Source organism: Pseudomonas bharatica (genome assembly GCF_048586865.1).
Taxonomy (GTDB): Bacteria; Pseudomonadota; Gammaproteobacteria; order Pseudomonadales; family Pseudomonadaceae; genus Aquipseudomonas; species Aquipseudomonas bharatica.
Genome location: NZ_JBMAWR010000010.1, coordinates 133293 through 159341 on the forward strand (window position 1 = coordinate 133293; position 26049 = coordinate 159341).

25 protein-coding genes are annotated in these 26049 nt (G+C 64.9%); 10 read left to right on the top strand and 15 right to left on the bottom strand.

Annotation, left to right across the window (positions count from 1 at the left end; genetic code table 11):
- Positions 1-26: 26 nt before the first annotated feature.
- Entirely contained in the window at positions 27-503 is a 477-nt protein-coding gene (locus ACKLLE_RS13935) for an Lrp/AsnC family transcriptional regulator (RefSeq protein ID WP_009394930.1), read from the bottom strand.
- A 396-nt stretch (positions 504-899) separates the two neighbouring features.
- Between ACKLLE_RS13935 and ACKLLE_RS13940 the strand changes: the two genes are divergently transcribed.
- Positions 900-1685, top strand: a complete 786-nt coding sequence (locus ACKLLE_RS13940; RefSeq protein WP_420058285.1) for a DUF6515 family protein — start codon at positions 900-902, stop codon at positions 1683-1685.
- A 137-nt stretch (positions 1686-1822) separates the two neighbouring features.
- Here the strand turns inward: ACKLLE_RS13940 and ACKLLE_RS13945 are convergent, their stop codons facing one another.
- Positions 1823-2695 (bottom strand): cation diffusion facilitator family transporter, encoded by an 873-nt coding sequence (locus ACKLLE_RS13945; RefSeq protein WP_420058286.1) that lies wholly within the window; start codon positions 2693-2695, stop codon positions 1823-1825.
- A 1-nt stretch (position 2696) separates the two neighbouring features.
- Positions 2697-3116 (bottom strand): hypothetical protein, encoded by a 420-nt coding sequence (locus ACKLLE_RS13950; protein WP_009394927.1) that lies wholly within the window; start codon positions 3114-3116, stop codon positions 2697-2699.
- 119 nt (positions 3117-3235) lie between these two features.
- On the opposite strand from ACKLLE_RS13950, the gene hrpB reads away from it, so the two are divergent.
- Positions 3236-5755, top strand: a complete 2520-nt coding sequence (gene hrpB, locus ACKLLE_RS13955; RefSeq protein WP_420058287.1) for an ATP-dependent helicase HrpB — start codon at positions 3236-3238, stop codon at positions 5753-5755.
- A gap of 3 nt (positions 5756-5758) precedes the next feature.
- On the opposite strand, the gene ACKLLE_RS13960 is transcribed toward hrpB, so the two are convergent.
- The 9 genes from ACKLLE_RS13960 to ACKLLE_RS14000 all read right to left on the bottom strand — a co-directional run bounded on the left by ACKLLE_RS13960 (position 5759) and on the right by ACKLLE_RS14000 (position 15903).
- Complete coding sequence (locus ACKLLE_RS13960) at positions 5759-7111, bottom strand: APC family permease (RefSeq protein ID WP_420058288.1); 1353 nt, start codon at positions 7109-7111, stop codon at positions 5759-5761.
- A 253-nt stretch (positions 7112-7364) separates the two neighbouring features.
- Positions 7365-8135: an IclR family transcriptional regulator gene (locus tag ACKLLE_RS13965; protein ID WP_420058289.1), complete on the bottom strand. Its 771-nt coding sequence runs from the start codon at positions 8133-8135 to the stop codon at positions 7365-7367.
- Between the two features lie 99 nt (positions 8136-8234).
- The gene (locus ACKLLE_RS13970) at positions 8235-8804 is read right to left on the bottom strand and encodes a sarcosine oxidase subunit gamma (RefSeq protein ID WP_420058290.1); all 570 of its coding nucleotides are present in this window, start codon (positions 8802-8804) and stop codon (positions 8235-8237) included.
- 3 nt (positions 8805-8807) lie between these two features.
- A complete protein-coding gene (locus tag ACKLLE_RS13975) occupies positions 8808-11705 on the bottom strand; it encodes an FAD-dependent oxidoreductase (RefSeq protein WP_420058291.1) in 2898 nt (965 codons plus the stop codon).
- Positions 11702-12001 (bottom strand): sarcosine oxidase subunit delta, encoded by a 300-nt coding sequence (locus tag ACKLLE_RS13980; RefSeq protein WP_009394921.1) that lies wholly within the window; start codon positions 11999-12001, stop codon positions 11702-11704. The genes ACKLLE_RS13975 and ACKLLE_RS13980 overlap by 4 nt, the downstream gene beginning before the upstream one ends.
- A 10-nt stretch (positions 12002-12011) precedes the next feature.
- Positions 12012-13253 (bottom strand): FAD-dependent oxidoreductase, encoded by a 1242-nt coding sequence (locus ACKLLE_RS13985; RefSeq protein ID WP_420058292.1) that lies wholly within the window; start codon positions 13251-13253, stop codon positions 12012-12014.
- The gene (gene folD / locus ACKLLE_RS13990; protein ID WP_420058293.1) at positions 13235-14128 is read right to left on the bottom strand and encodes a bifunctional methylenetetrahydrofolate dehydrogenase/methenyltetrahydrofolate cyclohydrolase FolD; all 894 of its coding nucleotides are present in this window, start codon (positions 14126-14128) and stop codon (positions 13235-13237) included. Before folD ends, ACKLLE_RS13985 begins: the two co-directional genes overlap by 19 nt.
- Positions 14125-14991 (bottom strand): formyltetrahydrofolate deformylase, encoded by an 867-nt coding sequence (gene purU / locus ACKLLE_RS13995; RefSeq protein WP_009394918.1) that lies wholly within the window; start codon positions 14989-14991, stop codon positions 14125-14127. The genes folD and purU overlap by 4 nt, the downstream gene beginning before the upstream one ends.
- Positions 14992-15309: 318 nt before the next feature.
- Positions 15310-15903, bottom strand: coding sequence for a helix-turn-helix domain-containing protein (locus tag ACKLLE_RS14000; protein WP_009394917.1), 594 nt, complete (start codon positions 15901-15903; stop codon positions 15310-15312).
- 294 nt (positions 15904-16197) lie between these two features.
- On the opposite strand from ACKLLE_RS14000, the gene glnT reads away from it, so the two are divergent.
- Genes glnT through ACKLLE_RS14020 form a run of 4 tightly spaced genes read left to right on the top strand, consistent with a single transcriptional unit; the run spans position 16198 to position 20502 of the window.
- Entirely contained in the window at positions 16198-17532 is a 1335-nt protein-coding gene (gene glnT / locus ACKLLE_RS14005; RefSeq protein WP_009394916.1) for a type III glutamate--ammonia ligase, read from the top strand.
- A 41-nt stretch (positions 17533-17573) separates the two neighbouring features.
- Positions 17574-18473, top strand: coding sequence for a class II glutamine amidotransferase (locus ACKLLE_RS14010; protein ID WP_420058295.1), 900 nt, complete (start codon positions 17574-17576; stop codon positions 18471-18473).
- Between the two features lie 11 nt (positions 18474-18484).
- Positions 18485-19159 (top strand): GltB/FmdC/FwdC-like GXGXG domain-containing protein, encoded by a 675-nt coding sequence (locus tag ACKLLE_RS14015; protein WP_009394912.1) that lies wholly within the window; start codon positions 18485-18487, stop codon positions 19157-19159.
- 20 nt (positions 19160-19179) lie between these two features.
- Positions 19180-20502 (top strand): FMN-binding glutamate synthase family protein, encoded by a 1323-nt coding sequence (locus ACKLLE_RS14020; protein ID WP_009394911.1) that lies wholly within the window; start codon positions 19180-19182, stop codon positions 20500-20502.
- Between the two features lie 134 nt (positions 20503-20636).
- Here the strand turns inward: ACKLLE_RS14020 and ACKLLE_RS14025 are convergent, their stop codons facing one another.
- On the bottom strand, positions 20637-21719 hold the full coding sequence (locus ACKLLE_RS14025; RefSeq protein WP_420058296.1) for an endonuclease/exonuclease/phosphatase family protein: 1083 nt from the start codon (positions 21717-21719) through the stop codon (positions 20637-20639).
- A gap of 46 nt (positions 21720-21765) precedes the next feature.
- Positions 21766-22431: a DUF7847 domain-containing protein gene (locus ACKLLE_RS14030; protein ID WP_420058297.1), complete on the bottom strand. Its 666-nt coding sequence runs from the start codon at positions 22429-22431 to the stop codon at positions 21766-21768.
- 139 nt (positions 22432-22570) lie between these two features.
- Here ACKLLE_RS14030 and ACKLLE_RS14035 point away from each other — a divergent pair, with 139 nt between their 5' ends.
- From ACKLLE_RS14035 to ACKLLE_RS14045, 3 genes are all read left to right on the top strand, one after another.
- Positions 22571-23269 carry a DUF2076 domain-containing protein gene (locus ACKLLE_RS14035; RefSeq protein ID WP_064302022.1) on the top strand — a complete coding sequence of 233 codons (699 nt, stop codon included), beginning with the start codon at positions 22571-22573 and terminating at the stop codon, positions 23267-23269.
- A gap of 169 nt (positions 23270-23438) precedes the next feature.
- Positions 23439-23918: a LabA-like NYN domain-containing protein gene (locus ACKLLE_RS14040; RefSeq protein ID WP_420058298.1), complete on the top strand. Its 480-nt coding sequence runs from the start codon at positions 23439-23441 to the stop codon at positions 23916-23918.
- A gap of 9 nt (positions 23919-23927) precedes the next feature.
- Positions 23928-24533 (top strand): 3'-5' exonuclease, encoded by a 606-nt coding sequence (locus ACKLLE_RS14045; protein WP_420058299.1) that lies wholly within the window; start codon positions 23928-23930, stop codon positions 24531-24533.
- Here the strand turns inward: ACKLLE_RS14045 and ACKLLE_RS14050 are convergent.
- Positions 24530-24979 carry an Lrp/AsnC family transcriptional regulator gene (locus tag ACKLLE_RS14050; protein ID WP_009394899.1) on the bottom strand — a complete coding sequence of 150 codons (450 nt, stop codon included), beginning with the start codon at positions 24977-24979 and terminating at the stop codon, positions 24530-24532. The genes ACKLLE_RS14045 and ACKLLE_RS14050 overlap by 4 nt on opposite strands.
- A 143-nt stretch (positions 24980-25122) precedes the next feature.
- Between ACKLLE_RS14050 and yedA the strand changes: the two genes are divergently transcribed.
- Positions 25123-26046, top strand: a complete 924-nt coding sequence (yedA, locus tag ACKLLE_RS14055) for a drug/metabolite exporter YedA (RefSeq protein WP_420058300.1) — start codon at positions 25123-25125, stop codon at positions 26044-26046.
- The last annotated feature ends 3 nt before the right edge of the window (positions 26047-26049 follow it).

Below are 26049 nucleotides of genomic sequence, written 5' to 3' on the forward strand. Positions count from 1 at the left end.
GCAGCGTGAGGCGCCGGATTATACGCCTATCGCAGGTGGGTCAGTGGCAGCTCGGTCGAGGCCAAAACCTGATTCAGGACAAAACTCGAGCGCACGCTTGTGACACCCTCGATCCGGGTCAGGTGGCCGAGCAGCAGTTTCTGGTAATGATCCATGTCCGGCACCACCACCTTGAGCTGGTAGTCGGCGTCCATTCCGGTGACCAGGCTGCACTCCAGCACCTGGGGCAGGTTGCGGATCGCCGCCTCGAAGGTCTCGAAGCGCTCGGGGGTGTGCCGGTCCATGCCGATCAGCACGTAGGCGGTCAGGCTCAGGCCGAGTTTCTTGCGATCGAGCAGGGCGACCTGGCGGGAAATGAAGCCGTCGTCCTCCAGCTGCTTGACCCGCCGCGAGCAAGGCGACGGCGATAGCCCGATGCGCTCGGCGAGTTCCTGGTTGGAGATGCGCGCATCACGCTGCAATTCGGCAAGGATGCTCAGGTCGTAGCGGTCCAGCTTGCTCATGGGAAGGGCCTTTTCTGTACGGATTGCTGACAATTATTAATATTTGGCAAAAAATTGCGCAAGTGGTGTTTATATCCGCAATCTTCGCAATCCTCTGCCGGCCCGGTTTTCCTAATATTGTTTCCAGAATCACTGCCCGGACACATGTCCACGGCGACCTCCCCAATCAGGAGGGTCGCGGCCAGCAATCCCACAGGGTTGTGCTTGGCCCCCGGGCTACACACGGTCCACAAGACAGGTGTGAGGTGAGCCGGCGTCACGAGCGTCGAGCCAGGACAAGTTTCTCGAAGGGCGACCCATGGGTCGCCCTTTTTTATGGGCAAGATTTCACCTGCCGAGCCGGATCGCCCCTGCTAGAGTGGCCGCACGATCATTACCACCGGTAGAGAACAAAGCATGACATCGCGTATCTGGCCGCTGGCTGCCGTCGGCCTGCTGTGCCTGAGCCTGAACGTAATGGCCGAGGGCGAGCATGACCGGCGTGGCGAGTCGCCCTTGCAATCCAAGCCGGGCGAAGCCTGGCAGACCCAACCACCGCGCCAGGGCTACTACGAGGACATTCCCCGGCGCAACGACGGCAACCCGCACTGGCAAAACGGCCCGCGCGGCGAACAGCCGAACTGGGCCGGGCGCCCGAGCGGGCATGGCAACGGCTGGGGGCCAGGGCCGCAGTATCGGCCGGGGCACAGCATCGACCGTTTCCCGGACCGCTACTGGAAGGTGCCTTATCGCGGGCAGGATTATTTCTACTCGGGTGGTTATTGGTACCGGCCGCATGGCGCGGGTTATGTGGTGGTGACGCCGCCTTATGGCGTGCGGGTGACCTACCTGCCGGACTATGCGCGGGAGATGTGGGTTGGCGGGGCACTGTTCTTCCTGGTAGCGGACACCTGGTACCAGTATCTGCAGGACAGTCGTGAATACGTGGTGGTCAATCCGCCGCAGGTGCAGCAGCCGGTACCGGTGCAGCAAGGCGCGGGGTATGACGTGATCGCCTATCCGATGCAGGGACAGCCGCCGCAGCAGGTGGAGCAGGACCGCTACCAATGCCATCGCTGGGCGGTCGAGCAAAGCGGCTTCGACCCGGCCTACGCCAACCAGGCGCCGCCGGCGCAGGTGGCCGACACCTATCGCCGGGCCATGGGGGCGTGCATGGCGGGGCGCGGGTACAGCGTCAACTGAAGACTTGCTGTGCTCTTCAGGGCCTCATCGCTGGCAACGCCAGCTCCCACAGGTTTAGTGTCTGACCTGGGTTTTGTGATCGATCAGAAACCCTGTGGGAGCCGGCGTTGCCGGCGATGAGGCCCGAAGGAACACCTTCAAACCGGATCTGCATGCACCAGCACTTCAGCCCGCGGATACTCCCGGCTGATCGCCGCCGAAGCCTCTTCGCACAACGCATGCGCGCGTGTCAGCGGCAGTTCCCCCGGCAACTCCAGATGGACCTGCACGAACCAGCGATTCCCCGATACCCGCGTACGCAGGTCATGCGCCCCGACCACCCCGGGCACCGCGCAGACCAGCGCCAGCATCCGCTCGCTGACCTGCGCCGGCAGCTCTTCGTCCATCAAGGTGGCAAAGCTCTCCCGGGCGATGGTCAGGGCGCTCCAGAAGATGTAGACCGCAATCCCCAGCCCGAAGAACGCATCCAGTTGCGGCCAGCCATACGCAGCCAGCAGCAGCGCCACCAGGATGCTGCCATTGAGCAGCAGGTCCGAACGGTAATGCAGGGAATCGGCGCGCACGGCCGTTGACCCGGTTGCCCGTATCACCCGCCCTTGCACTGCCAGCAATGCCACTGTCAGTACCAGCGATAGCACCATCACCGCCACGCCGAGCCCGGTGTTGCCCAGCGGCTGCGGGTCCTGCAAGCGCTCGAAGGCCTGGAACGCGATCAATACCGCACTGACACCGATGAACAGCGCCTGTGCCATGCCCGCCAGGGACTCGGCCTTGCCATGCCCATAGCGATGATCCTCATCCGCCGGGCGCAGGGCATAGCGTACCGCCAGCAGATTGAGCAATGACGCCGCGCCATCGAGCAGCGAGTCGGTCAACCCCGCCAGCAGGCTGACCGAGCCGCTCAGCCACCAGGCGACGGCCTTGCTGACGATCAGGGTGCACGCCACCGCCAGCGAGGCGCGGGTGGCGAGGCGCAGCAGGCGGGCGTGTTCGCTGGCGTGGTCGGTCATGTCAGGCAGCAGGAACCAGGCCGTACATGGCCAGTTGTTCCAGGCTGCCCTTGTGCTGGATCAGGCGCGGGTCGTTCAGCGGCAGGCGCTGGCCCAGTTCGCTTTCGAGGATGACCTGCAGGCGGGCGTTGTCCACCTTGCCGTCGGCGCCGATGGCTTCGTCGAGTTTTTCCGGCGACACCTGCGCGGTGCTGCCGCCAGGCAGGTAGATGGCGCCGGTGGCGAAGTCGACACCGAAGGCGATCAGGCCGGGAATGACGTAGAACAGGATACCCACGGCATCGAGGGCGACGATCACCGGATCGACCTTGCCTTCGATCTGGCCGCGGCGATCAGGGTAGAACAGGGTGCCGCAAGCCGTGAGCTGGGTCAGCAGGGTCGCGACCAGGATGCCACCAGTGACACGGGAAGGAATACGCATTGAAAGTCTCCGCAAGGATAGCCGCAACGATACCGGCAAAAGGCCGGTGCCAGTGGATAAGACCATGATAGGGCAGGCCGGGTTCGCCGTTATACTCGCCCCTCTGTTTGAGGGCTACCATGATTTCCTTACCGATTGATGCCGTACTGCCATCGTTGCGCAAAGCCCTGGCCGAACGCCACGAAGCCGTGCTCGAAGCGCCGCCCGGCGCCGGCAAGACCACCCGCGTGCCGCTGGCGCTGCTGAACGAGCCGTGGCTGGCCGGGCAGACCATCCTCATGCTCGAACCCCGCCGCCTTGCCGCCCGCGCCGCCGCCGAGCGCCTGGCCAGCGAGCTGGGGGAAAAGGTCGGGGAAACCGTGGGCTACCGCATCCGCCTGGACAGCAAGGTCGGCCCGCACACCCGCATCGAAGTGGTCACCGAAGGTATCCTCACCCGTCGCCTGCAGGATGATCCGGCGCTGGAAGGCGTTGGCCTGCTGATCTTCGATGAATTCCACGAGCGCAGCCTGGACGCCGACCTGGCCCTGGCCCTGAGCCTGAACGGCCGCGAATTGCTGCGAGACGAGCCGCCGCTGAAGATCCTGTTGATGTCCGCCACGCTCGAAGGCGAGCGCCTGTCCGCGCTGCTCGACGATGCCCCGGTGATCAGCAGCGAGGGCCGCATGTTCCCGGTGCAGATGCACTGGGGCCGGCCGTTCCAGCCAGGTGAACGTATCGAGCCGCGGGTCACCGACACGGTGTTGCAGGCACTGGATGAACAGAGCGGCAGCCTGCTGGTGTTCCTGCCCGGGCAAGCGGAGATTCGCCGGGTCCATCAATCGCTGCAGGAGGCCTTGGACGAGCGTCCGGATATCCTTCTTTGCCCGTTGCATGGCGAGCTGGAGCTGTCCGCCCAGCGCGCTGCCATCGAACCGGCGCCGGCGGGCAAGCGCAAGGTGGTGCTGGCGACCAATATCGCCGAGACCAGCCTGACCATCGACGGCGTGCGCGTGGTGATCGACGCCGGGCTGGCGCGGGTGCCGCGTTTCGACCCGGGCAGCGGCATGACACGTCTCGACACCCAGCGCATTTCCCGCGCCAGTGCCACCCAGCGCGCAGGGCGGGCGGGGCGCCTGGAGCCGGGCGTGTGCTACCGGCTATGGTCCGAGGCCCAGCATGAACAGCTCTCCGCCTATGGCAGCGCCGAGATCATCCAGGCCGATCTGTCCGGGTTGGCCCTGCAACTGAGTCGCTGGGGCGTGACGCCCGAGCAGTTGAGCTGGCTGGACACGCCGCCGGCTGCGGCCTACAGCCAGGCCCAGGATCTGCTGCGTCGACTGGGCGCGCTGAGCGAAGGGCGTCTGACCGCCCACGGCCAGGCCATGGCCGAACTGCCGGCTCATCCCCGTATCGCCCACCTGTTGCTGCGTGCCCAGGACCTTGGCCTGACCGCCATGGCCTGCGATGTCGCCGCCTTGCTCGGCGAGCGCGACATCCTGCGCGGCGCCGGCGCTGATCTGCACAGCCGCCTGAGCCTGCTCAGTGGCGAGACCCGGGCCGATCGCGGCAGCCAGGGCGGGGTGCAGCGGGCCCGGCAACTGGCACGGCAATATCGTGGTTTCCTGCGCGACAAGCCCGGCGCGGCGGTGGCCGACCCGGAGCATCCGCGCTGGCTCGGCGCCTTGCTGGCGCTGGCCTATCCCGACCGAGTCGCCCAGCAGCGGCGCGCCGGCGGCGCCGAGTACCGCCTGGCCAATGGGCGCGCCGCGCAATTCGGCGAGGTCGATGCGCTGATGAAGGAGCCATGGCTGGTGGTCGCCGACCTGGGCAGTCGCCAGGGGCAACGCGAGGAGCGGATCTACCTCGCCGCTGAACTTGATCCCGGCCTGTTCGAAAACGTGCTGGCCGAGCAGGTCAGCGTGGTGGAACAACTGGAGTGGGATGAAAAGGAAAATGTCCTGCGGGCCGAACGCCAGCGCAAGGTCGGCGAGCTGGTTCTCGGTCGTGAACCGCTGACCGGGCTGGATGACGATGCACGTGCCCGCGCCTTGCTCGATCTGGTCCGGCGCAAAGGCCTGGCGCTGTTGCCGTGGACGCCGGAACTACGCCAGTGGCAGGCACGGGTCGCCTTGTTGCGACAGCTCGATCTCGCCAACGGCGGCGACAGCGAATGGCCCGACCTGAGCGACGACGCGCTGCTGGCGACCCTGCCGGACTGGCTGCAGCCCTACCTGGGCAAGGTCACCCGCCTCAGCCACTTCGCCAACCTCGACCTCTCCTCCATCCTGCGCAACCAACTGCCCTGGCCGCTGCCGCAGCGCCTGGACGAATGGGCGCCGGTGCATATCGGCGTGCCGTCGGGTTCGAATATCCGCGTCGATTACAGCGAGCACCCGCCGGTGCTGGCAGTGCGCATGCAGGAACTGTTCGGGCTGGCGGACACCCCGCGCATCGCCCAAGGCCGGCAGAAAGTCCTGTTGCACCTGCTGTCCCCGGCACGGCGGCCGGTGCAGGTCACCCAGGACCTGGCGAACTTCTGGCGCAGTACCTACGCCGAGGTAAAGAAAGACCTCAAGGGACGCTATCCGAAGCATTACTGGCCGGATGACCCACTGGTGGCCGAGGCCACCGCGCGGGCCAAGCCGCGCGGGACCTGAGGGTCAGCCAGCTTCTGAAAAATCGGCAACCTTCACCGTGCGGCGCAAGCCACCGGTCAGGACCAGCAGGTAGGCGATGCCGAGGCCGAACCAGGCCAGGCCGATGGTCAGGGTCAGGCTCGACAGGCTGGTCCACAGCCACAGCGTCAGGGCCAGGCCGACCAGTGGCACCAGGCCATGGAGCAGCAGGTTCTTCGCTTGCCCCTTGGCCAGCAGATGGGTGCGCAGCACCGCCATGTTCACCGCCGAGAACGCCACCAGGGCGCCGAAGCTGATCAGCGAGGCCAAGGTTTCCAGGCTGATCACCAGCGCTACCAGCGAGACCACCGACACCAGCAGCGTAGCGTTGACCGGGGTACCGAAGCGCGGCGACAGGGTGCCGAACAGTCGTTCGGGCAGCAGCCTGTCGCGGCCCATGCTGTAGATGATCCGCGATACCGCTGCCTGCGAGGCCAGCGCCGAACCGAGGCTGCCGGCGACGAAGGCGGCGGTGAAGAAGTTGGCGAGGAACTGGCCGCCGATCTGCAGCATTACCTCGCTGGCCGCGGTGTCGGTATTGTTGAAGTGGCTACCGGGGATCGCCAGTTGGCTGAGGTAGGCGAGCAGGGTGAACAGGGCGCCGGCGACCAGGGTGGTCAGCATGATCGCCCGTGGCACATCACGGCGAGCGTCGCGGGTTTCCTCGGCCAGGGTGGACACCGCGTCGAACCCGAGGAACGACAGGCACAGGACGGCAGCGCCGGCCATCAACGGATCGAAGCCCGGCTGGCTGCCATCGCCGGCGAGCGGCGCCAGCCAGTCCACCGCAGCACCGCCCAGCGACTTGCACGACAGCGCGATGAACACCGCGATGAAGATCACCTGGGCCCCGACGATCAGGTTGCTGGCCTTGGCGACCGAGCGGATGCCGATCACGTTGAGCACCGTCACCAGGCCGATCGAAACCAGCACGAACACCCAGGCCGGCACGGCGGGGAAGGCGATGTTCAGGAACAGCCCGATCAACAGGTAATTGATCATCGGGATGAACAGGTAATCCAGCAGCAGCGACCAGCCGGCGAGGAAGCCGACATTCGCGCCGAAGGCGATGTTGGTATAGGAATAGGCCGAGCCGGCCACCGGGTAGCGCTTGACCATGATCCCGTAGGACGCCGCGGTGAACAGCATCGCCGCGAGTGTCACCAGGTAGGCTGCGGCGGTGCGGCCGCCGGTGGTCTCGGTAACGATGCCGTAGGTGGTGAAGATGGTCAGCGGGACCATGTAGACGAGCCCGAAGAAAACCAGCGCCGGAAGGCCGAGCACGCGGCGAAGTTGATCGTCGCCACCGGCCGTGGAGGTGTGATGCTGCTTGGTCATGAGTGTCCCTTGTATTTTTTATAGGGCTGCACGCGCGAATCGCGAATGGGTGAGGTGGCGATACCTGCCGGTGGGTCCGTGTTTGCGGCCTAGGCTAGCGGGGTGAGGGGGGAAAGAACATTGCAGTGGCGCAAAGAGTGGTTGCTGGTATGCCAATAGGGGTGACGTTGCTCTTTCGGGCCTCATCGCTGGCAAGTCGGAGCGCCGAACCGCAGCTCCCACAGGGTTTTGCGGCGGATATCAGACCCCCTCCTCAGTCCCGATAACCCAAGGCCGCCGAAATCTCCCGGCTCGCCGCCAGCAGCGCCTTCAGAAATGCCTCCTGCGCCACCGCCGTGTCCATCACTGCATCCGGCCCCGACAGGTTGATCGCTGCGGTGATCGCGCCGCTATGATCGCGAACCCCGGCAGCGATGGCCGTCGAGTAATCCGACCGATGCAGCACCCATCCCCGGGCCCGGTCCTCGGCAATCAGTTGCTGCAACTCCGGCAGGGTGCGTGGTGCCGGGGGCGGGTAATCATCCAGTCGTACATGCTGGTACAGCTGGCTCAGCGCGCCCTCGGTCAGCCCGGTCAGCAATACCCGGCCCAACGCCGTGCCGTGACAGGGCAGGCGCGTGCCGATGGGGATGTTGACGGTCAGCCGCTGCGGTGCAAAGGCGCGGTAAACGTAGAGGCTGTCGGTCTGTTCGCGAATGCTCAGGTGACACGACAGCGAGGTGCGGTCGCGCAGGTCATTGAGATAGGGCATCGCCACCTCGACGATATCGCGGCTGGCGAGGTAGGCGAAGCCGTCGGAGATGACCCGGCTGCCCAGCTCGAAATCGCTGCGCCCGGCCTTGCGCAGGTAGCCCATGTCCACCAGCGTCTGCACGATGCGGTAGACGGCGGAAGGGCTGATTGCAAGGCGTTCGGCCATGTCCTGCATGCTCAGGCTGCGCTGGCGGGCGTTGAACATGCCGAGGATGGTAAGGCCGCGCTGCAGGGCGGGGACTCGGTAGTCCAGGGGTTCGATGGCGGTCATGGATTCGGGTCCTTTGGCGACTGGGCGGGCTTCATCGCTGGCAAGCCCCCACCCTGTGGGAGCTGGCTTGCCAGCGATGAGGTCATCAGCAACAACACATCAGTTGAGCAAGTTCTCCAGAGCCACCGGCACCCCACCAAACTCCCCCATGGCATCCAGCACCGCACCCTGGAAATACTCCAGCGAAGCCCGGTCGCAGAGCAGATGGAACTTCGCCAATTCCGCGCTTCCGGCGTTGATCACGATGACATTCAAGCGCGCCACCGAGGTCTGCGCCACGCTCCCCACCGGGAACGCCTCGGCCCGCAGGTCCACGCCGCAGATCTTCGCCATCACCTCGGCCACATGCTTTCCGGACAACTGCAACCAGGCATGGCTGTCCTGCCGTGGCAGCAGGTAGTTGCGTTCCTCGCCCAACACCCAGCCCGCTTCTTCCGAGGCAAGCCGTTGCCCTCGGTCCGCCAGGCTGCCCAGCAGGAAATATTCGGTCTGCGACAGCCGCGCCACCAGGGTTCCATCCCCGCACAGCACCGCCCGGTTGGGCGCCTCCGGCAAGGAATAGCCGCGTGCCGCCAGCCATTGCGCGGCATCCAGGCCACGGAAACCCACCCGTGGCAGGTCGGTCAGGTCGATGAGCGCACAGCGCTCGATAGGATTGAGACTGGTCATGGCTCAGAGCTCCTGGCGCTGGTTGTCGGGATCGAAGAACGGCAGTTTCACCACGGTGGCCTGGACGATTTCGCCACCTTCCACACGGATCGGAATGCGCATCCCCGGCTCGGCCTGGTCGGCCCCGGCATAGGCCAGCCCGATGATTTGCCCCAGCGTGCTGGAGTATTCGCAGGAGGTGACGTTGCCGCTGATATCCGCGCCCTTGAGCACCAGGTGCCCCTCGAGCGGTTGCGAGCTGCCCTTGGGCAAGGTGAAGCCCACCAGCTTGCGCTTGAGCGGCTGGCGCTCGAGGATCTCGATGGAGCGCTTGCCGACGAAGAACGGCTTCTTGCGCCCGATCGCCCACTGCATGTCGATTTCGCCGGGATGGGTCATGCCGTCGGTGTCCTGGCTGATGATCACGTGTCCCTTCTCCAGGCGCAGCAAGCGCTGGCTTTCCACGCCGAACGGACGGATCCCGAACTCGGCGCCGGCCTCCATCAGCACATCCCAGAGCTTGCCGCCATGTCGGGCCGGCACGTGGATTTCATAGCCCAGTTCACCGACGAAGCCGACCCGCATCAAGCGTGCCGGAATTCCCGAAACGCTGCCGGTACGCACGCCGAGGTAAGGGAAGCCTTCGGCCGAGAGGTCCACATCGCTGCAGATCTTTTCCATCACCTTGCGCGACAGCGGCCCGGCCACGTTCACCGCTGCCAGCGCCGCGGTGACGTTGGCGATGTCCACGTCCAGGCGCCATTGCGCATTCCACTTGAGCATCTGCTGGTAGATGCGGTCGACGCCGCTGGTGGTGGCGGTCACGTAGAAATGCCGCTCGGACAGGCGTGCAACCACACCATCGTCGATCACCACGCCATGCTCGTTGGTCATCAGCCCGTAGCGGGTCCGGCCGACCGGTTGCTTGGTGAACGGCATGGTGTACATGCGCTCCAGCAGTTCGGCGGCATCCGGGCCGCGCACGTCCAGGCCGCCCAGGGTCGAGACGTCGATCAGGCCGACCTTCTCCCGTACATGCCGGACTTCTTCCTGCATGCAGCGTTCGCGCTCATCCGCCTTGCCGTAGTAGGCGGGACGCTGCCAGATACCGGCAGGCATCAGCTTGGCACCGGCGGCCACATGGCGGCTGTGCATGGCCGTATGGCGATACGGATCGAAGGCGCGACCGGCCACATGGGCCAGCTTCTCCGCTTCGAACGGCGGACGCGCCGTGGTCACGCCGGTCTCGCTGATGCTGCGCTGGGTCGCCTGGGCCACCAGGCGTGCCGTCGGCAGCGCCGAGTGACGGCCTTGCGAGGGGCCCATGCCCACCGTGGAGAAGCGCTTGACCAGCTGCACGTCGCGATAGCCATGGCGCGTGGCGTTGACGATATCGCGCACTTGCAGGTCCTCGTCGAAGTCGACGAAATCCTTGCCTTTGGGGTGAGCGAAGATCGGCCATTCGAAGTTGACCCGCGCCTCGCCGGTGAACTCGGCGCTGCCCGCGCCCGGTTCCAGCCCCAGTGCCTGCACGGCGGCAGCCGCGACCCGGCTGCCATCGAGCAGCACGTTGTCCAGTTGGTGCCGGCCGTTCACCGAGCCGGCGACGCTGAGGCCATCCGGCAGGCCGGTGATGGCGAATTCGGCGCGATGCTCGTCGTACGCCAGCTTGCCGCCGGCCTGGCACAACAACTGGTACACCGGCATGTAGCCTGCCGACATGCACAGCAGGTCGCAGGCGAGCGTCAGGCCTTGCCCGGCCACCTGGCCTTGGGCCGTGATGCGGCGGATCTCCACGCCACTGACATGGCGCATGCCTTTCTCGTGCAGCGCCTCGTACACCGTGCTGCCCAGGTGCAGCGCAATCCCGCGTTTCTCCAGTGCCACTTTCAATGCCACATCGGCTGGCTGCGCCCGCATGTCCACCAGGGCTGCTACCTGTACACCCTGGTCGGCCAGATCGAGCGCCGCGAGGTAACCGTCATCGTTGCCCGTCAGCACCACGGCGCATTTGCCCGGCTTGACGGCATACAGCTTCATCAGGCGCTGCGCCGCACTGGCGAGCATCACACCCGGCAGGTCGTTGTTGCGGAACACCACCGGTTGGTCGAAGGAGCCTGCGGCGACGATGCATTGCTTCGCCCGTACCTTGTACATGCGCTTGCCCTGGATCACCGGCAGGTAGTTGTCGGTGAACCAGGCATTGCAGGTGGCCTGGGTCAGCACCTGGATATTGGCGTGGCCTTGCACGGCGGCGAGCAGTTCGTGGCGCAGGGCGTCGGCGCGTCGGCCTTCGGCGTCGAAGCGGGCGTAGGTCAGCGAGCCGCCGAGCACCGGCTGCTGTTCGATCAGCAGTACCCGGGCGCCGGCGTTGGCCGCGGTGAGCGCAGCGCTGAGGCCCGCCGGGCCCGCGCCGACCACGGCCACGTCAACGAAGAGATAGGCCTTGTCGTAGTACTGCGGCTTGAAGTTCAAGTCCAGCACGCCGAGCCCCGCCTTCTTGCGGATCAGCGGTTCCCAGATCTTCCACATGCCCTTGGGCTTGAAGAACGAGCGGTAGTAGAAGCCCACCGGCATGAAGCGCGAGAACTTGCCGAGGTACGCGTCGCGGTCGCTGTCCAGCGAACCGTTGAAGTTCTGTCCGGTGACGGTCATCCCGGCCGCCAGGCCTTGGGCATCGGCCAGCACATTGGGTTCGTCCGGCAGTTGCACCAGGGTGTTGGCATCCTGCCCGGCCATGGTCAGCGGGCCGCGCGGGCGGTGGTACTTGAACGAACGCGACAGCAGCCAGCGGCCATTGGCAAGCAACGCACTGGCGATGCTGTCGCCGGCGAAACCCTGGTAGTCGGTGCCGTCGAAACTGAAACGCAGGGGCTGATCGCGGTCGATCAGCAGGCCCATCGGGGCGGCCAGGCGGCTCATGCGACGCCCTCCTCATGGGCCTTGAACTCGACCCGCTGGTTGAACACTTCCTTCGCGTCGAAGGTGCGAATGATCTGGTCGGTGACCGTGTGGCGCTCGGCGAGGAACCAGTAGCTGGAGGCGTTGTGCATCCACCACTCGCGCACCACCCCGGCCTCGTTGTCGCTGTTGAACACGTAGTCGGCCCACTCGGCGTCGCTGCAGGTGGCCGGGTCGGGCATCACCTTGAATTCGCCGCCGTAGGTGAACTCGCTGATGTTTCTTGGCCCGTTGAGCGGGCAATTCATGATCTTCATGGGATTCCCCTTAGTGGCTGGCCGCGGTGGCGCCCATTTCGTTGACTTGCTGGAAGGTGTTGAAGCGCTCCAGGGCGAACGGCTTGATCAGCTCCGGCACGCGGCCGCCGCTGGCGACCAGCTCGGCCATGGTCTTGCCGCAGATCGGCGTGGACTTGAAGCCCCAGGTGCCCCAGCCGGCGTCGACGTAGTAATTCTTCACCGGCGACAGGCCCATGATCGGACTGTAGTCCGGGGTCATGTCGGTGATCCCGGCCCACTGCCGCATCAGCCTGGCGTTGGCCATGAACGGGAACATCTCGATGGCGTGGGCCAGCAGGCTTTCCTTGAGGTCCAGGGTCGAGCGGGTGTTGTACAGCGGGTACGGGTCGGAGCCACCACCGAAGACGATCTCGCCACGGCTGGTCTGCTGCACGTAGCAGTGCAGGGCGGAAGAGCTGACCAGCGGATCGAGGAACGGCTTGAACGGCTGGGTGACCATGGCCTGCAGCGGGTAGGTGTGGATCGGTGCGCGGATCCCGGCTTTCTTCAGCATCAGCGAGCTGGCGCCGGCGATGGCCTGCACCGCGCAGCCGCATTTCACCGTGCCGCGGTTGGTCTTCACGGCGGTGATGCGACCGTTCTCGATGACCAGGTCCTGGACTTCGGTGAGCTGGTGGATTTCCACGCCGCGCTTGGCGGCCTGCTTGGCGTAACCCCAGGCCACGGCGTCGTGGCGGGCGGTGGCGCCGTCGATATGCCAGAGGCCGGCGAGCACCGGGATATGCCCCGGGTCGAGGTTCAGGGTGGGAACCAGTTCGCGGATCTGCTGGCGGTCGATCATCTCGGTGCGCCCGCCGAAGTGCTTGTTCACTTCCGCACGCTGGCGGAAGGCGCGCACCGTGGCATCGGTATGGGCCAGGGTCAGCTGGCCGCGCTCGGAATACATGATGTTGAAGTCGAACTCGTTGGACAGCTCCTGGAACAACCGCACCGACTCGATATAGAAGCGCACGCCTTCGCTGGTCAGGTAGTTGGAGCGGATCACCGCCGTGTTGCGCGCGGTGTTGCCGCCACCCAGGTAGGACTTCTCCAGCACCGCGACATTGGTGATGCCGTGGTACTTCGCCAGGTAATAGGCGATGGCCAGGCCATGGCCGCCGCCGCCGATGATCACCACGTCGTAGGAGGACTTCAGTTCGGTTGGCGGCGGCAGGTCGACCTCCGCCGGGTACTCGGAACTCAGGCCGTATTTCAGGAGATTGAAGGGCATGGTGCCTCCTGCTGCAGGCGCGCGGCGGTCAGGGTGTTTTTCATCAGGAAGGCAATGGTCATCGGGCCGACACCGCCGGGTACCGGGGTGATGGCCGCGACCTTGGGCAGGGCGCTGTCGAAGTCCACGTCGCCGACCAAGCGCGAGCGCTCTCCCTCGGTGATGCGGTTGATGCCGACATCGATCACCACCGCGCCGGGCTTGAGCCAGTCGGCATCGACCAGGCGTGGGCGGCCGACGGCGGCGACGACGATATCCGCCTGGCGGCACAGCTCCTTCAGATTGGCGCTGCGCGAATGCACCACGGTCACCGTGCAATGGGCCTTGAGCAGCAGGGCGGCCATGGGCTTGCCGACGATGTTGGAGCGGCCGATGACCACGGCATGCTTGCCGCTGAGGTCGCCCATGCTGTCCTCCAGCAGGCGCATGCAGCCGGCGGGTGTGCAGGGGGTGAGCACGTCGCGGCCCTGGCTGAGGCCACCGACGTTCTCGGCGTGGAAGCCATCGACGTCCTTGAGCGGGTCGATGGCCTGGAGCACCCGGGTTTCATCGATATGGGCCGGCAGCGGCAGTTGCACAAGGATGCCATGGACGCTGGCGTCGGCATTCAGCTCGCCGATCAGGGCGAGCAGGGTGGCCTCGCTGGTGTCGGCCGGCAGCCGGTGCTCCTCGGAGCGAATGCCGCATTCCTCGGCGCGCAGCACCTTGTTGCGCACGTAGACCTGGCTGGCCGGGTCCTGGCCGACGAGGATCACCGTCAGTGCGGGGGCGATGCCCTGGTTCTTCATGGCCGCGACCTGCGTCTTCACTTCCGCGATCACGCGGGCAGCGGCGGCCTTGCCGTCGATCAGCTTGATGGGGACTGGAGTATTCACCGGAAGATCACCGTACGGTCGCCATTGAGGAAGACCCGGTGCTCGAGGTGGTATTTCACCGCCTTGGACAGGGCCACTGTTTCGGTATCGCGGCCGACACTCACCAGGTCGTCGGCGAGGTAGGCGTGGTCCACGCGTTGCACTTCCTGTTCGATGATCGGCCCTTCGTCGAGATCGGAGGTGACGTAGTGGGCGGTGGCGCCGATCAGCTTGACGCCGCGGGCATAGGCCTGGTGGTACGGCTTGGCGCCCTTGAAGCCGGGCAGGAACGAGTGGTGGATGTTGATGGCGCGGCCGGCAAGCTGTTTGCAGAGGTCATCGGAGAGGATTTGCATGTAGCGAGCCAGTACCACCAGCTCGGTCCCGGTTTCCTCGATGATCTGCAGCAGGGCCGATTCCTGGCGGGACTTGGTGTCCTTGGTCACCGGCAGGTAGATGAAGCGGATGCCTTCGCGCTCGGCCATGGGGCGCAGGTCGAGATGGTTGGAGACGATGGCGGTGATCTGCATGTCCATCTCGCCCTTGTGGTGGCGGTAGAGCAGGTCGGCCAGGCAATGATCGTATTTGCTCACCATCAGCAGCACGCGCATCGGCTGGTTGCTGCCGTGCAGGCTCCACTCCATGTCCAGGCGCCTGGCCACGGCATCGAAGCCTTGCTCGACCTCGTCGATGTCGCCTTCGTAGTTGTCGTTGAAACGGAACACCGCGCGCATGAAGAAGCGTCCGCTGGTGTCGTCGTCGAACTGCGACATCTCGCTGATGTAGCAGCCTTTTTCCGCCAGGTAGGTGGTGACCGCCGCGACGATGCCGGAGGTGGCCGGACAGCTGATCTTGAGGATGTAGTGGCTGGTGGCGTGATGCATTTCGGGTCCTCGGATGAAGTGGCGGCAGCGGTCGCAAGGCGGAAATTTCAGCGGTGAAGCGGTATTTGATCGGCGAAAATTATTTATTCGTGGGAATAAAATATTCCTTTTGCGCTTTTATAGGCGAAAGGAAGGTGCAGGTCTAGCCTGTGGGGAAAATTTTTATCTTGGGAGGAAACTGAAAGGGCGGGGATTTTTGTAGTGGGGCTTAGGGCCTCATCGCCGGCAACGCCGGCTCCCACAAGGTCCCGGGTGCGCCGCAGAACCTGTGGGAGCCGGCGTTGCCGGCGATGAGGCCATCAAAAGCGGTGAAGAATTTCAGTCGTTACCGTAGTTCATGATCGACAACAACCTGATCGGCACCTGCACCAGTTTCTCCGGCCCGTGGGGCACATCGCCGTCGAAGGTCAGGCTGTCGCCGGCCTGCATGGGGTACAGCTGGTTGCCATGCCGGTACACCAGTTCCCCCTCCAGCAGATGCAGGAACTCGGTGCCCGGGTGGGCGAAGGTGGGGAACTCCTCGCTCGCATCGTCCATGGTCACCATGTAGGCCTCGAAGTTCTTCTTCGGCCCGCGTGTATGGTTGAGCAGGTGATAGGTATGGCCCTTCTCGGTCCCGCGCCTTACCACTTCCAGGCCTTCGCCACTCTTGACCAGGATCGCGCTGCCATCGGGCTGGTCGTACTGGCTGAACAGCTTGGACATGGGCATGCCCAGCACGTCGCACAGGCGGCTGAGGATATCCAGGCTGGTGGACACCTGGGCGTTCTCGATCTTGCTCAGCATGCCCTGGCTGATCCCGGCGATGCGCGCGACATCCGCCAGCTTCAGTTCCTGCGCCTGGCGCTCGCGACGTATCTGCATGCCCAGGTATTGCTCCAGGCGAAGGCGGGGTGGGTTCTCGGTGGTCACGGTCGGTCGATCCTGCTTGTTTTCGGTTCAGGAAAATTAATTTCGCACTGAGAAAGTGCAAAAAATCCCGACCTGGCGTGAGTCATGGTCGGGACTTTCCTCGGATGAAAGAGAGTTTCCCATATAAACAGCAGGCCGGTGCAACGCCGGGGCCATTTCTTCCTGTGTCTTGAAAACTGGCAAGCGCCTTGCATTCCTGTCAGGAAACTAAATTTCCTTGTTGGAATCAGCCTCATCCGAACCTTGTTCTCCTGCCTTATTCGACCGCCTTGCCCTTTTCAGGAGTGAAGACCCATGTTGCCAGTTGAAACGCAGCGCATCATCGAACAGCACGGCATCAAGTACGTGCTGGCCCAGTTCGTCGATATCCATGGCGCCGCGAAGACCAAGTCCGTCCCGGTCACCGGCCTCAAGGCGGTCGCCGAGGATGGCGCCGGCTTTGCCGGTTTCGCTATCTGCGGCATGGGCATGGAACCCCACGGCCCGGACTTCATGGCCCGTGGCGATCTCTCCACCCTGATTCCGGTGCCCTGGCAGCCGGGCTACGGGCGCATCGTCTGCATCGGCCATGTCAACGGCGAGCCCTGGCCGTATGACACCCGCTATGTCCTGCAACAGCAGGTCGAGCGCCTGAAAGCCAAGGGCTGGACCCTGAACACCGGCCTGGAACCCGAATTCAGCCTGTTCCGCCGCGATGCCGGCGGCAAGCTGCAACTGGTGGACGCCTCCGATAACCTCGACAAGCCCTGCTACGACTACAAGGGGCTGTCCCGTTCCCGCGAATTCCTCGAACGCCTGACCGAAGCCCTGCAACCGGTGGGCTTCGACATCTACCAGATCGACCACGAGGACGCCAACGGCCAGTTCGAGATCAACTACACCTACAGCGACGCCATGGAATCGGCGGACCGCTTCACCTTCTTCCGCATGGCCGCCGGCGAGATCGCCAACGACATGGGCATGATCTGCTCGTTCATGCCCAAGCCCGACCCCAAGCGCGCCGGCAACGGCATGCACTTCCACCTGTCGATCGCCAGCGCCAGCAACAAGAACCTGTTCCATGACGCCAGCGACCCGAGCGGCATGGGCCTGTCGAAGCTGGCCTACCACTTCGCCGCCGGCCTGCTGGCCCACGGCCCGGCCCTGTGTGCCTTCGCCGCGCCGACCGTGAACTCCTACAAGCGCCTGGTCGTCGGCCGCTCGCTGTCCGGCTCGACCTGGGCCCCGGCCTTCGTCGCCTTTGGCGCCAATAACCGTTCGGCCATGGTCCGCGTGCCTTATGGCCGCCTCGAATTCCGCCTGCCCGATGCCGGCTGCAACCCGTACCTGGTGACCGCCGCGATCATCGCCGCCGGCCTCGACGGCATCGAGCGCCAGCTTGAGCCGGACTTCGTCTGCAACGAGAACCTGTACTCCCTCAGCCTCGAGGAAATCGCTGCCCGCGGCATCAAGACCCTGCCGCAATCGCTCAAGGAAGCCACCGACGCCCTGGCCGCCAACCCGCTGTTCCGCGAGGTGCTGGGCGCCGAGATCGTCGACGAGTTCATCCGCCAGAAACGCATGGAATGGGTGGAGTACAGCCGGCATGTCTCCGATTGGGAGATCCAGCGCTACACCGAATTTTTCTGATCACCGAATTCCCGATTCATCTGCCCCAAGGAGACAACGCCATGTGCGGAATCGTAGGTCTGTACCTGAAGAAGCCCGAGCTCGAAGGCCAGCTCGGCAAACTGTTCGAACCGATGCTCGAAGCCATGACCGATCGCGGTCCGGACAGCGCCGGCTTCGCCATCTATGGCGATGAAGTGGCCGATGGCTGGGTCAAACTGACCCTGCAGGCCGCTGATACCAGCTTCGACTGGAAGGCCCTGATGGGTGAACTGGAAGGCCGTCTCGGCTGCTCGCTGGACTGGTTCCAGAATGCCAGTGCCGCCGTGCTCAAGGTCCACAGCGCCGAGGAGCCGGTACGCGCCGCACTCGCCGAACTGGCCCCCGACGTACGCATCATGAGCGCCGGCCAGAGCATCGAGATCCTCAAGGGCATGGGCCTGCCGCGGGAAATCTCCGAGCGCTTCAGCCTGGCGGGCATGAAGGGCAGCCACATTATCGGTCACACCCGCATGGCCACCGAAAGCGCGGTGACCATGGAAGGCAGCCATCCGTTCTCCACCGGCGCCGACCTGTGCCTGGTGCACAACGGCTCGCTCTCCAACCACTTCCGCCTGCGCCAGGAGCTCAAGCGTGAAGGCATCACCTTCGAAACCGACAACGATACCGAGGTCGCCGCCGGCTACCTGACCTGGCGCCTGCGCCAGGGCGACAGCCTCAAGGAAGCCCTGGACAAGTCCCTCGAAGACCTCGACGGCTTCTTCACCTTCGCCATCGGCACCCGCAACGGCTTTGCCGTGATCCGCGACCCGATCGCCTGCAAGCCGGCGATCCTCGCCGAAACCGACGACTACGTCGCCATGGCCTCCGAGTACCAGGCCCTGGCCAGCCTGCCAGGCATCGACAAAGCCAAAGTGTGGGAACCCGAACCCGCCACCATGTACATCTGGGAACGTGCCTGAGGAGCATCCATATGAAAACCATCGACCTGTCCAGCGCCTCGGTGCGTGAACTGAACCAGACCTTGCACGGCGAGGTGCAGGACCGCGAGTGGGTTGTGACCCACCCGGACGGCAAGCACAACCTGGCGGTCGGCCTGAACCAGGCCGTCAGCATCGATATCCAGGGGCATGCCGGTTACTACTGCGCCGGGATGAACCAGAAGGCCAGTATCACCGTGCACGGCAACGTTGGCGTGGGCGTCGCGGAAAACATGATGTCCGGCTCGGTGCGGGTCAAGGGCAGTGCGTCCCAGGCTGCCGGCGCCACCGCCCATGGCGGGCTGCTGGTGATCGAAGGTGATGCCGGCGCCCGCTGCGGGATTTCCATGAAAGGCGTGGACATCGTGGTCGGTGGCAGCATCGGCCACATGAGCTGCTTCATGGCCCAGGCCGGGCGCCTTGTGGTGTGCGGCGATGCCGGCGACGCCCTGGGCGACTCGCTGTACGAGACCCGCATCTACGTCAAGGGCGAGGTCAAGTCGCTGGGCTCGGACTGCATCGAGAAGGAAATGCGCGCCGAGCACCTGGCCGAACTGGCCGAACTGCTCAACCGCGCCGGCTTCCCCGAAGACCCGGCCAGCTTCAAGCGCTACGGCTCGGCCCGCCAGCTGTACAACTTCAAAGTCGATAACGCATCCGCGTACTGATCCGCGGCGAGGACATTCACATGAGCGAAAAGAACACTCCCGTGCTGCGCGAATCGGCCACCTTCGATCGCCTGACCATCCAGGAAATCCAGCGCGCCGCCGAAACCGGCATCTATGACATCCGCGGTGGCGGCACCAAGCGCAAGCTGCCGCACTTCGACGACCTGCTGCTGCTCGGCGCCTCGGTGTCCCGTTACCCGCTGGAAGGCTATCGCGAGAAGTGCGGTACCGACGTGGTGCTCGGCACCCGCTTCGCGAAGAAGCCGATCCACCTGAAGATCCCGGTGACCATCGCCGGCATGAGCTTCGGCGCGCTGTCGGCCAACGCCAAGGAAGCCCTGGGTCGTGGCGCCAGCATCGCCGGTACCAGCACCACCACCGGCGACGGCGGCATGACCCCGGAAGAGCGTGGCCAGTCGCAGCATCTGGTGTACCAGTACCTGCCGTCGCGCTACGGCATGAACCCGGATGACCTGCGCAAGGCCGATGCCATCGAGATCGTCCTCGGCCAGGGCGCCAAGCCGGGCGGCGGCGGCATGCTGCTGGGCATGAAGGTCACCGAGCGCGTGGCCGGCATGCGCACCCTGCCGATCGGCGTGGACCAGCGCAGCGCCTGCCGTCACCCGGACTGGACCGGCCCGGACGACCTGGCGATCAAGATCGCCGAACTGCGCGAAATCACCGATTGGGAAAAGCCGATCTACGTCAAGATCGGCGCCAGCCGCCCGTACTACGACGTCAAGCTGGCGGTGAAGGCCGGGGCCGATGTGATCGTGCTCGATGGCATGCAAGGCGGTACCGCAGCGACCCAGGAGGTGTTCATCGAGCATGTCGGCATTCCGATCCTGCCGGCCATTCCGCAAGCGGTGCAGGCGCTGCAGGAAATGGGCATGCACCGCAAGGTCCAGCTGATCGTTTCCGGTGGTATTCGCAATGGTGCGGACGTGGCCAAGGCCATGGCCCTGGGCGCGGATGCGGTAGCGATCGGTACGGCGGCACTGGTGGCGCTGGGCGATAACCATCCGCGCCTGGACGAGGAATTGAAGAAGATCGGTTCGGCGGCGGGTTACTACGACGACTGGCAGAACGGACGTGACCCGGCGGGCATCACCACCCAGGATCCGGAGCTGTCCAAGCGTCTCGATCCGGTGGAGGCGGGGCGGCGCCTGGCCAACTACCTGCGGGTGCTGGTGCTGGAAGCGCAGACCATGGCCCGGGCCTGTGGCAAGTCGCACCTGCACAATCTCGATCCTGAAGACCTGGTGGCGCTGACCGTGGAAGCGGCGGCGATGGCCCGGGTACCGCTGGCCGGGACCAGTTGGGTGCCGGGGCAGCAGTACTGATCCGATAGTGAGGTTGTTCTTGAGGGCCCTATCGCCGGCAACGCCGGCTCCCACAGGTATAGCGTGCACCGCCGAACCCTGTGGGAGCCGGCGTTGCCGGCGATGAGGCCCTCGAGAACCCTGCAAATTCCGCCTTAGGATCCTGGTGGTACAGGCAACAACAAGCTTGCACTCACCGGCAAATGATCGGAGATCTCCAGGGTATCCTGCTGCAACACCCCAGCCTCCAACCGCCGCAGTTTAGGGCTATGGAACAGGTAATCCAGCGTCCGGTCCGGCCCTTCCAGCCGCGGGTCATTGGGGAAATGCGTCAGCCACTGCTCCCGATCCGCCCCCGTCGCTTCGGCATTCGCCGGAATCATCGGGTACTTGTCCCACAACAGGTGCAGTTCGCTATCAGCGGAATACAGCGGCTGTTGCTCGGGCTTGAGCCGGCGATGCTGCCCCAGTGGCAGCAGGTTGAAATCCCCGCCCAACAGCCACGGCGTGCCCTGGCGTTCGAACTGATCGACCAGCTTCTCCAGCGCCTGAACCTGGCGCAGTTGTACATCGCTGCCGGCTTCGTGCTTCGACAGCCGGGTGTTGAGCACCGCCAGTTGCCCGTCGCCCATCGGCAGGTAACTTACCAGCACCGCCGGTTGCGGCTTGAGCAGGCGGCTAAGGAGGTTGTCCTGGGCCATCGGCAATTGCACCCGCTGCGCGCGCTGTATCGGATAACGGCTCAGGGTCGCCAAGGTTCGCCCGACACTTCCGGCGATGTGCACGTCCGGCACGAATTCGGCCTTCCAGTCGTAGGCCTGCACGGCACAGGGATACAGATCGGCGAGGCGTTCGCGCAGGAGGGCAAGCTGGTCCTGGTAGTCGCTGGCCTTGGCGCCCTTGTCCAGTTCCTGGAGCAGGACGATATCCGGCTGTTCGGCACGGATGACCCGGGCGACTTCATCGAGGCTGAAGGCGAGGTCTTCCCCGGTGGGGCGGGTATCGTCGCCGCGGGCTTCGTCGTACCAGAACACGTAGCGCTTGCCCGCCAGGTACTGCACGTTCCAGGTCATCACCTTCAACGGTTGCCCCGCCAGCAGCGCCTGGCCGGGGGCGGTGCAGGCGACCGGCAGATCTTCCAGTGGCTCCGCCCGCCAGCTTGCCTGGAAGGCCAGCAGCCAGAGCAGGACGGTGATCGACAGCAAGGACAGCAGGACGTTGCGCAGTAGTCGGGTCATCGGGCTCGCACGGGTCAGGGTAGACGGTTGAGCATAGTCGCCGGGTTCAGGAACGTGCCGCTGGTGCCTCGCTGATCAGCATGTACAGGCGGAACAGGACCACGGTGCTGAACAGTTGCAGGAAGCTGTTGATCACACTGACCATCAGTTCCAGGAGCGGGTTCACTTCCTCGGGCAGCAGCCCCAGGGTGATGCCGTTGAACAGGTACAGCGGCGCCATCACGCCGAGCATGCACACCAGGATGCGCCAGAAGTTGCCACGGACCATCTGGAAACTCTCGCGCATGGCCGCGACCGGGGCCATGCCGCGCAGCACCAGCAGGTATTCGGCGAACACCAGGTTGGTCATCACCCAGATGCCCGGGAGGATGAACAGCGAGATGCCGAACATGATCAGCAGCGAGCTGAGCGCCACCAGCAGGGCGAACGACGGCCACAGTTGCAGGGCGCGGGCCAGCAAGTTGCGCTTGAGCGGCTCGTGGCCGTCGCTGCGGGCATCGAGGTAGAGGATCAGCGCAGCGCTGTACAACGGGTAGAACAGCAGCCCGACCAGCAGGCCGTAGGTCATCGACGCATCCTTGCCCAGTTGGCCGTAGAGCAACTGGACGCACAGCGCCTCGAGGATCACCAGCGGCAGGCACAGCGCGGCGATGCTGACCAGGTGGCGGCGGAAGAAGTACAGGGAGTCGCGCAGAACAGTGAGCGGATTCATGGGTCGATTTCGAAGTCCAAAGCAGGCGTCACTTTAGCTCAGGGGCCGAACCTGAACAAAGTTTCATGGGCGGCTGCGGTTGAAAGCGCCATGCTTGTCCCAATCTTCACTGCAACCCGTATTACAGAGAGGTCGCCACATGAACCACGAAGAGCAAACCCTGATCGAAGGCCTGTTCGCCAGGCTGCGTCAGGCCGAGGCCGAAGGCGCGCCGCGCGATGCCCAGGCCCAGGCGCATATCGCCAGTCTGGTTCAGCAGCATGCGGCGGCGCCTTACTACATGGCCCAGGCGATCCTGGTCCAGGAAGCGGCGCTCAAGCGCATGGACGAGCAGAATCGCCAGCTCCAGGCCGAGCTGGCGCAGGCCAAGGCAGCCGCTAGCGCACCGGCCCCGCAGCAACAGGGCGGCGGCGGGTTCCTGTCGAGCCTGTTCGGGTCGTCCAGCCCGCGCCCGGCGGCTGCACCGGCTCCTGCGCCTGCGCCGTCGAGTGGTGGTGGCTGGCGCGATGGCCCGGGTGTGGCGCCGCAATCCAACTGGGGCGCACCGCCTGCGCCCCAAGCCGCACCGGCGCGCAGTGGCGCCAGCAGTTTCCTTGGCGGCGCCTTGCAGACTGCAGCCGGCGTGGCCGGTGGCGTGATGCTGGCGCAAGGTATCAGCAGCCTGTTCCATCACAATTCGCAGCCGGAGGAGATCGTCGAGGTCATCAAGGAAGAGCCGGCCCAGGTCAATGACCAGGGCGGCGGCTGGAATGATGACAGCCAGCGCTATGTGGCGGATGACAGCGGCAGCTATGGCGACGATGGTGGCGGGTTCTTCTCGGACGACGATTACGTCTGACTGAGAACTCCTGTGGGAGCGGGTTCACCCGCGATTGCAATGGTGACTTCACCACCGTAATCGCGGGTAAACCCGCTCCCACAGGGTTCGCGGTGTGCTTTCACCCCCTCCACACTGGCATACTGGGCCCCCTTTGCCACCCAAGGCCCGGTCTCGAAGGAGGGGTTCAGTGAAGAAAATCGCGTTGTTCGTCGATGTCCAGAACCTCTACTACACCGTGCGCCAGGCCTATGGCTGCCATTTCAACTACGCCGCTTTCTGGAAGGACGTGAGCCGTGACGGCGAGATCGTCGAGGCCTTTGCCTACGCCATCGACCGTGGCGACGCCAAGCAGCAGCAGTTCCAGCAGATCCTGCGCAACCTCGGTTTCACCGTGAAGCTCAAGCCCTATATCCAGCGTGCCGATGGCTCGGCCAAGGGCGACTGGGACGTGGGCATCACCCTCGATGTGGTGGACGCCGCGCCCCGGGTCGACCGGGTGGTGCTGGCTTCCGGCGACGGTGATTTCGACCTGCTCCTGGAGCGGGTGATCCAGCGCCATGGCGTCGAGGCGGTGGCCTATGGCGTCCCCGGCCTGACCGCCCATTCGCTGATCCGCGCCGCGTCCCGCTATGTCCCCATCGAAGGCGCGCTGCTGCTTAAACACTGAGGTTTTTTCGTGGAACGTATCGCTGTCATCGACTTTGAAACCACCGGCATCACCCCTGGCGCCGGCTGCCGCGCCACCGAGGTGGCAGTGGTGATGCTCGAGCGCGGGCGCATCGTCGAACGCTACCAGAGCCTGATGAACGCCGGCGTGCCGGTGCCTGCCTTCGTCGCCGGGCTGACCGGCATCACCACCGCCATGCTGCGCAGCGCGCCACCGGTGGACCGGGTGATGAACGAAGTGGCCGAGTTCGTCGGTGATACCCCGTTGCTGGCGCACAATGCGGCCTTCGACCAGAAATTCTGGGACTACGAACTGAGCCGCATCGGTCGCAACCGCAGCCAATCCTTCGCCTGTTCCTTGCTGTTGTCACGGCGCCTGCTGCCGGCGGCACCGAACCACAAGCTCGGCACCCTGACCCGCTGGGCCGGCCTGCCGGACACTGGCACCGCGCACCGGGCCATGGCCGACGCCGAGATGGCCGCGAACCTGCTGCAACACCTGGTCGGTGAACTGCGCCAGACCCACGGTATCCAGGAGCTGTCCCACGCCTTCCTGTGCCGCCTGCAGAAAGTCCCCGCCGCGAAGATCCGCGAAACCCTGGTCAAATACCGCTAGGCCTTCTTCTCCAGCTGCGCCAGGGGCACCCGCCGCTCCACGGCGCTGGAGAGGATGATCGAAGTCTTGCTGAAGCCGAACTGCGCCACCCGGTTGATCAGCTCTTCCAGCTCCGGCATCGAGCCCACCGCCGCCTGCATGATCACGCACGGATCACCGGTCACCCGGTGGCATTCGGTGAGCTGGGGAATCTGCGTCAGCGCTTCATAGGCCTGCTGGTTGCCGTGGCTGGCCAGGCGCAGTTCGATCACGCACTGGATCGGCAGGCCGATCTTGCTCATGTCTACTTTCGCCTGGTAGCCGGTGATCACCCCGCTGGCCTCGAGTTTCGCCACCCGCTCCGCGACTGCCGGCGCAGACAGGTTGACCGTGCGCGCCAGTTGGGCGAAGGAGGCGCGGCCGTTGTCGAGAAGGGCGGCGAGGAGCATGCGATCGTATTTGTCCATGGGCATCTTGTGAAAAAGAAGGAAAAGGCCTGGTAGATCCGTTTTTTCGAAAGTCCAGGTGCTTGATAAGCGTTTTTTGAAACTTAATTTTGCCAGTGAAGCTTTTTAAAATAGCGCCACAACTACTCGAATACGAGCTTTCCATGCCTGCCTCCCGTCGTTCTCCCTGGATGTTGATCGGTGCCTTCCTCGCCCTGTACCTGGTCTGGGGCTCCACCTACCTGGCCATTCGCATCGGCGTGGAGTCCTGGCCGCCGATGCTGATGGCGGGATTGCGCTTCATCATTGCCGGCGGATTGATGTACGGCTTCCTGCGCTGGCGCGGGGTGCCGGCGCCGACCTGGCAGCAATGGAAGGCCGCAGGGGCGATCGGTTTCCTCCTGCTCAGTTGCGGCAACGGCGGCGTGACGGTGGCCGAGCATGCCGGGGTCGCCTCGGGTGTGGCCGCGCTGGCGGTGGCCACCGTGCCGCTGTTCACCTTGCTCTTCGGCCTGTTCTGGGGCCATCGCAATACCCGTCTGGAATGGGCCGGGATCTTCCTGGGGCTGGTCGGCATCGCCTTGCTCAACCTGGGTTCCAACCTCCAGGCCAGCCCGATGGGCGCGGCGCTGATCCTGTTCGCCGCTGCGTCCTGGGCCTTCGGTTCGGTGTGGAGCAAGAGCCTGCCGCTGCCCCAGGGGCCGATGGCCAGTGCGGCGGAAATGCTGGTGGGCGGTGTGGTCCTGCTGGCCGGCAGTTTTTTCAGCGGCGAGCGCTTGACCCATATGCCCAGCGCCGCTGGTTGGGGCGCGCTGGCCTACCTGGTGGTGTTCGGTTCGATCATCGCCTTCAGCGCCTACATGTATCTGCTCAAGCATGTGCGCCCGGCGGCTGCCACCAGTTACGCCTACGTCAACCCGGCGGTGGCGGTATTGCTGGGAATCCTGTTCGCCGGTGAAGAGATCGGCGCCGAGGAATGCCTGGCCATGGCGGTGATCATCGGTGCCGTGGTGCTGATCGGTATTCCGCAGTGGCGCAAGACGCCGCAGGAGCCGGTGGTCGAGGGCGAGATGTCCGGGACTCGGTGATCC

Excerpts from the sequence above, each read along its gene's own strand:
- ACKLLE_RS13945 (WP_420058286.1), bottom strand. The coding sequence starts at position 2,695 with ATGACCGACCACGCCAGCGAACACGCCCGCCTGCTGCGCCTCGCCACC.
- ACKLLE_RS14050 (WP_009394899.1), bottom strand. The coding sequence starts at position 24,979 with ATGGACAAATACGATCGCATGCTCCTCGCCGCCCTTCTCGACAACGGC.
- ACKLLE_RS14025 (WP_420058296.1), bottom strand. The coding sequence starts at position 21,719 with ATGACCCGACTACTGCGCAACGTCCTGCTGTCCTTGCTGTCGATCACC.
- hrpB (WP_420058287.1), top strand. The coding sequence starts at position 3,236 with ATGATTTCCTTACCGATTGATGCCGTACTGCCATCGTTGCGCAAAGCC.
- ACKLLE_RS13960 (WP_420058288.1), bottom strand. The coding sequence starts at position 7,111 with ATGACCAAGCAGCATCACACCTCCACGGCCGGTGGCGACGATCAACTT.
- ACKLLE_RS13970 (WP_420058290.1), bottom strand. The coding sequence starts at position 8,804 with ATGACCAGTCTCAATCCTATCGAGCGCTGTGCGCTCATCGACCTGACC.
- ACKLLE_RS14010 (WP_420058295.1), top strand. The coding sequence starts at position 17,574 with ATGTGCGGAATCGTAGGTCTGTACCTGAAGAAGCCCGAGCTCGAAGGC.
- ACKLLE_RS13965 (WP_420058289.1), bottom strand. The coding sequence starts at position 8,135 with ATGACCGCCATCGAACCCCTGGACTACCGAGTCCCCGCCCTGCAGCGC.
- ACKLLE_RS13950 (WP_009394927.1), bottom strand. The coding sequence starts at position 3,116 with ATGCGTATTCCTTCCCGTGTCACTGGTGGCATCCTGGTCGCGACCCTG.
- yedA (WP_420058300.1), top strand. The coding sequence starts at position 25,123 with ATGCCTGCCTCCCGTCGTTCTCCCTGGATGTTGATCGGTGCCTTCCTC.
- ACKLLE_RS13985 (WP_420058292.1), bottom strand. The coding sequence starts at position 13,253 with ATGCCCTTCAATCTCCTGAAATACGGCCTGAGTTCCGAGTACCCGGCG.
- ACKLLE_RS13980 (WP_009394921.1), bottom strand. The coding sequence starts at position 12,001 with ATGAAGATCATGAATTGCCCGCTCAACGGGCCAAGAAACATCAGCGAG.
- ACKLLE_RS13935 (WP_009394930.1), bottom strand. The coding sequence starts at position 503 with ATGAGCAAGCTGGACCGCTACGACCTGAGCATCCTTGCCGAATTGCAG.
- ACKLLE_RS13940 (WP_420058285.1), top strand. The coding sequence starts at position 900 with ATGACATCGCGTATCTGGCCGCTGGCTGCCGTCGGCCTGCTGTGCCTG.
- ACKLLE_RS14030 (WP_420058297.1), bottom strand. The coding sequence starts at position 22,431 with ATGAATCCGCTCACTGTTCTGCGCGACTCCCTGTACTTCTTCCGCCGC.
- purU (WP_009394918.1), bottom strand. The coding sequence starts at position 14,991 with ATGCATCACGCCACCAGCCACTACATCCTCAAGATCAGCTGTCCGGCC.
- ACKLLE_RS14035 (WP_064302022.1), top strand. The coding sequence starts at position 22,571 with ATGAACCACGAAGAGCAAACCCTGATCGAAGGCCTGTTCGCCAGGCTG.
- ACKLLE_RS14015 (WP_009394912.1), top strand. The coding sequence starts at position 18,485 with ATGAAAACCATCGACCTGTCCAGCGCCTCGGTGCGTGAACTGAACCAG.
- ACKLLE_RS14020 (WP_009394911.1), top strand. The coding sequence starts at position 19,180 with ATGAGCGAAAAGAACACTCCCGTGCTGCGCGAATCGGCCACCTTCGAT.
- ACKLLE_RS13975 (WP_420058291.1), bottom strand. The coding sequence starts at position 11,705 with ATGAGCCGCCTGGCCGCCCCGATGGGCCTGCTGATCGACCGCGATCAG.
- glnT (WP_009394916.1), top strand. The coding sequence starts at position 16,198 with ATGTTGCCAGTTGAAACGCAGCGCATCATCGAACAGCACGGCATCAAG.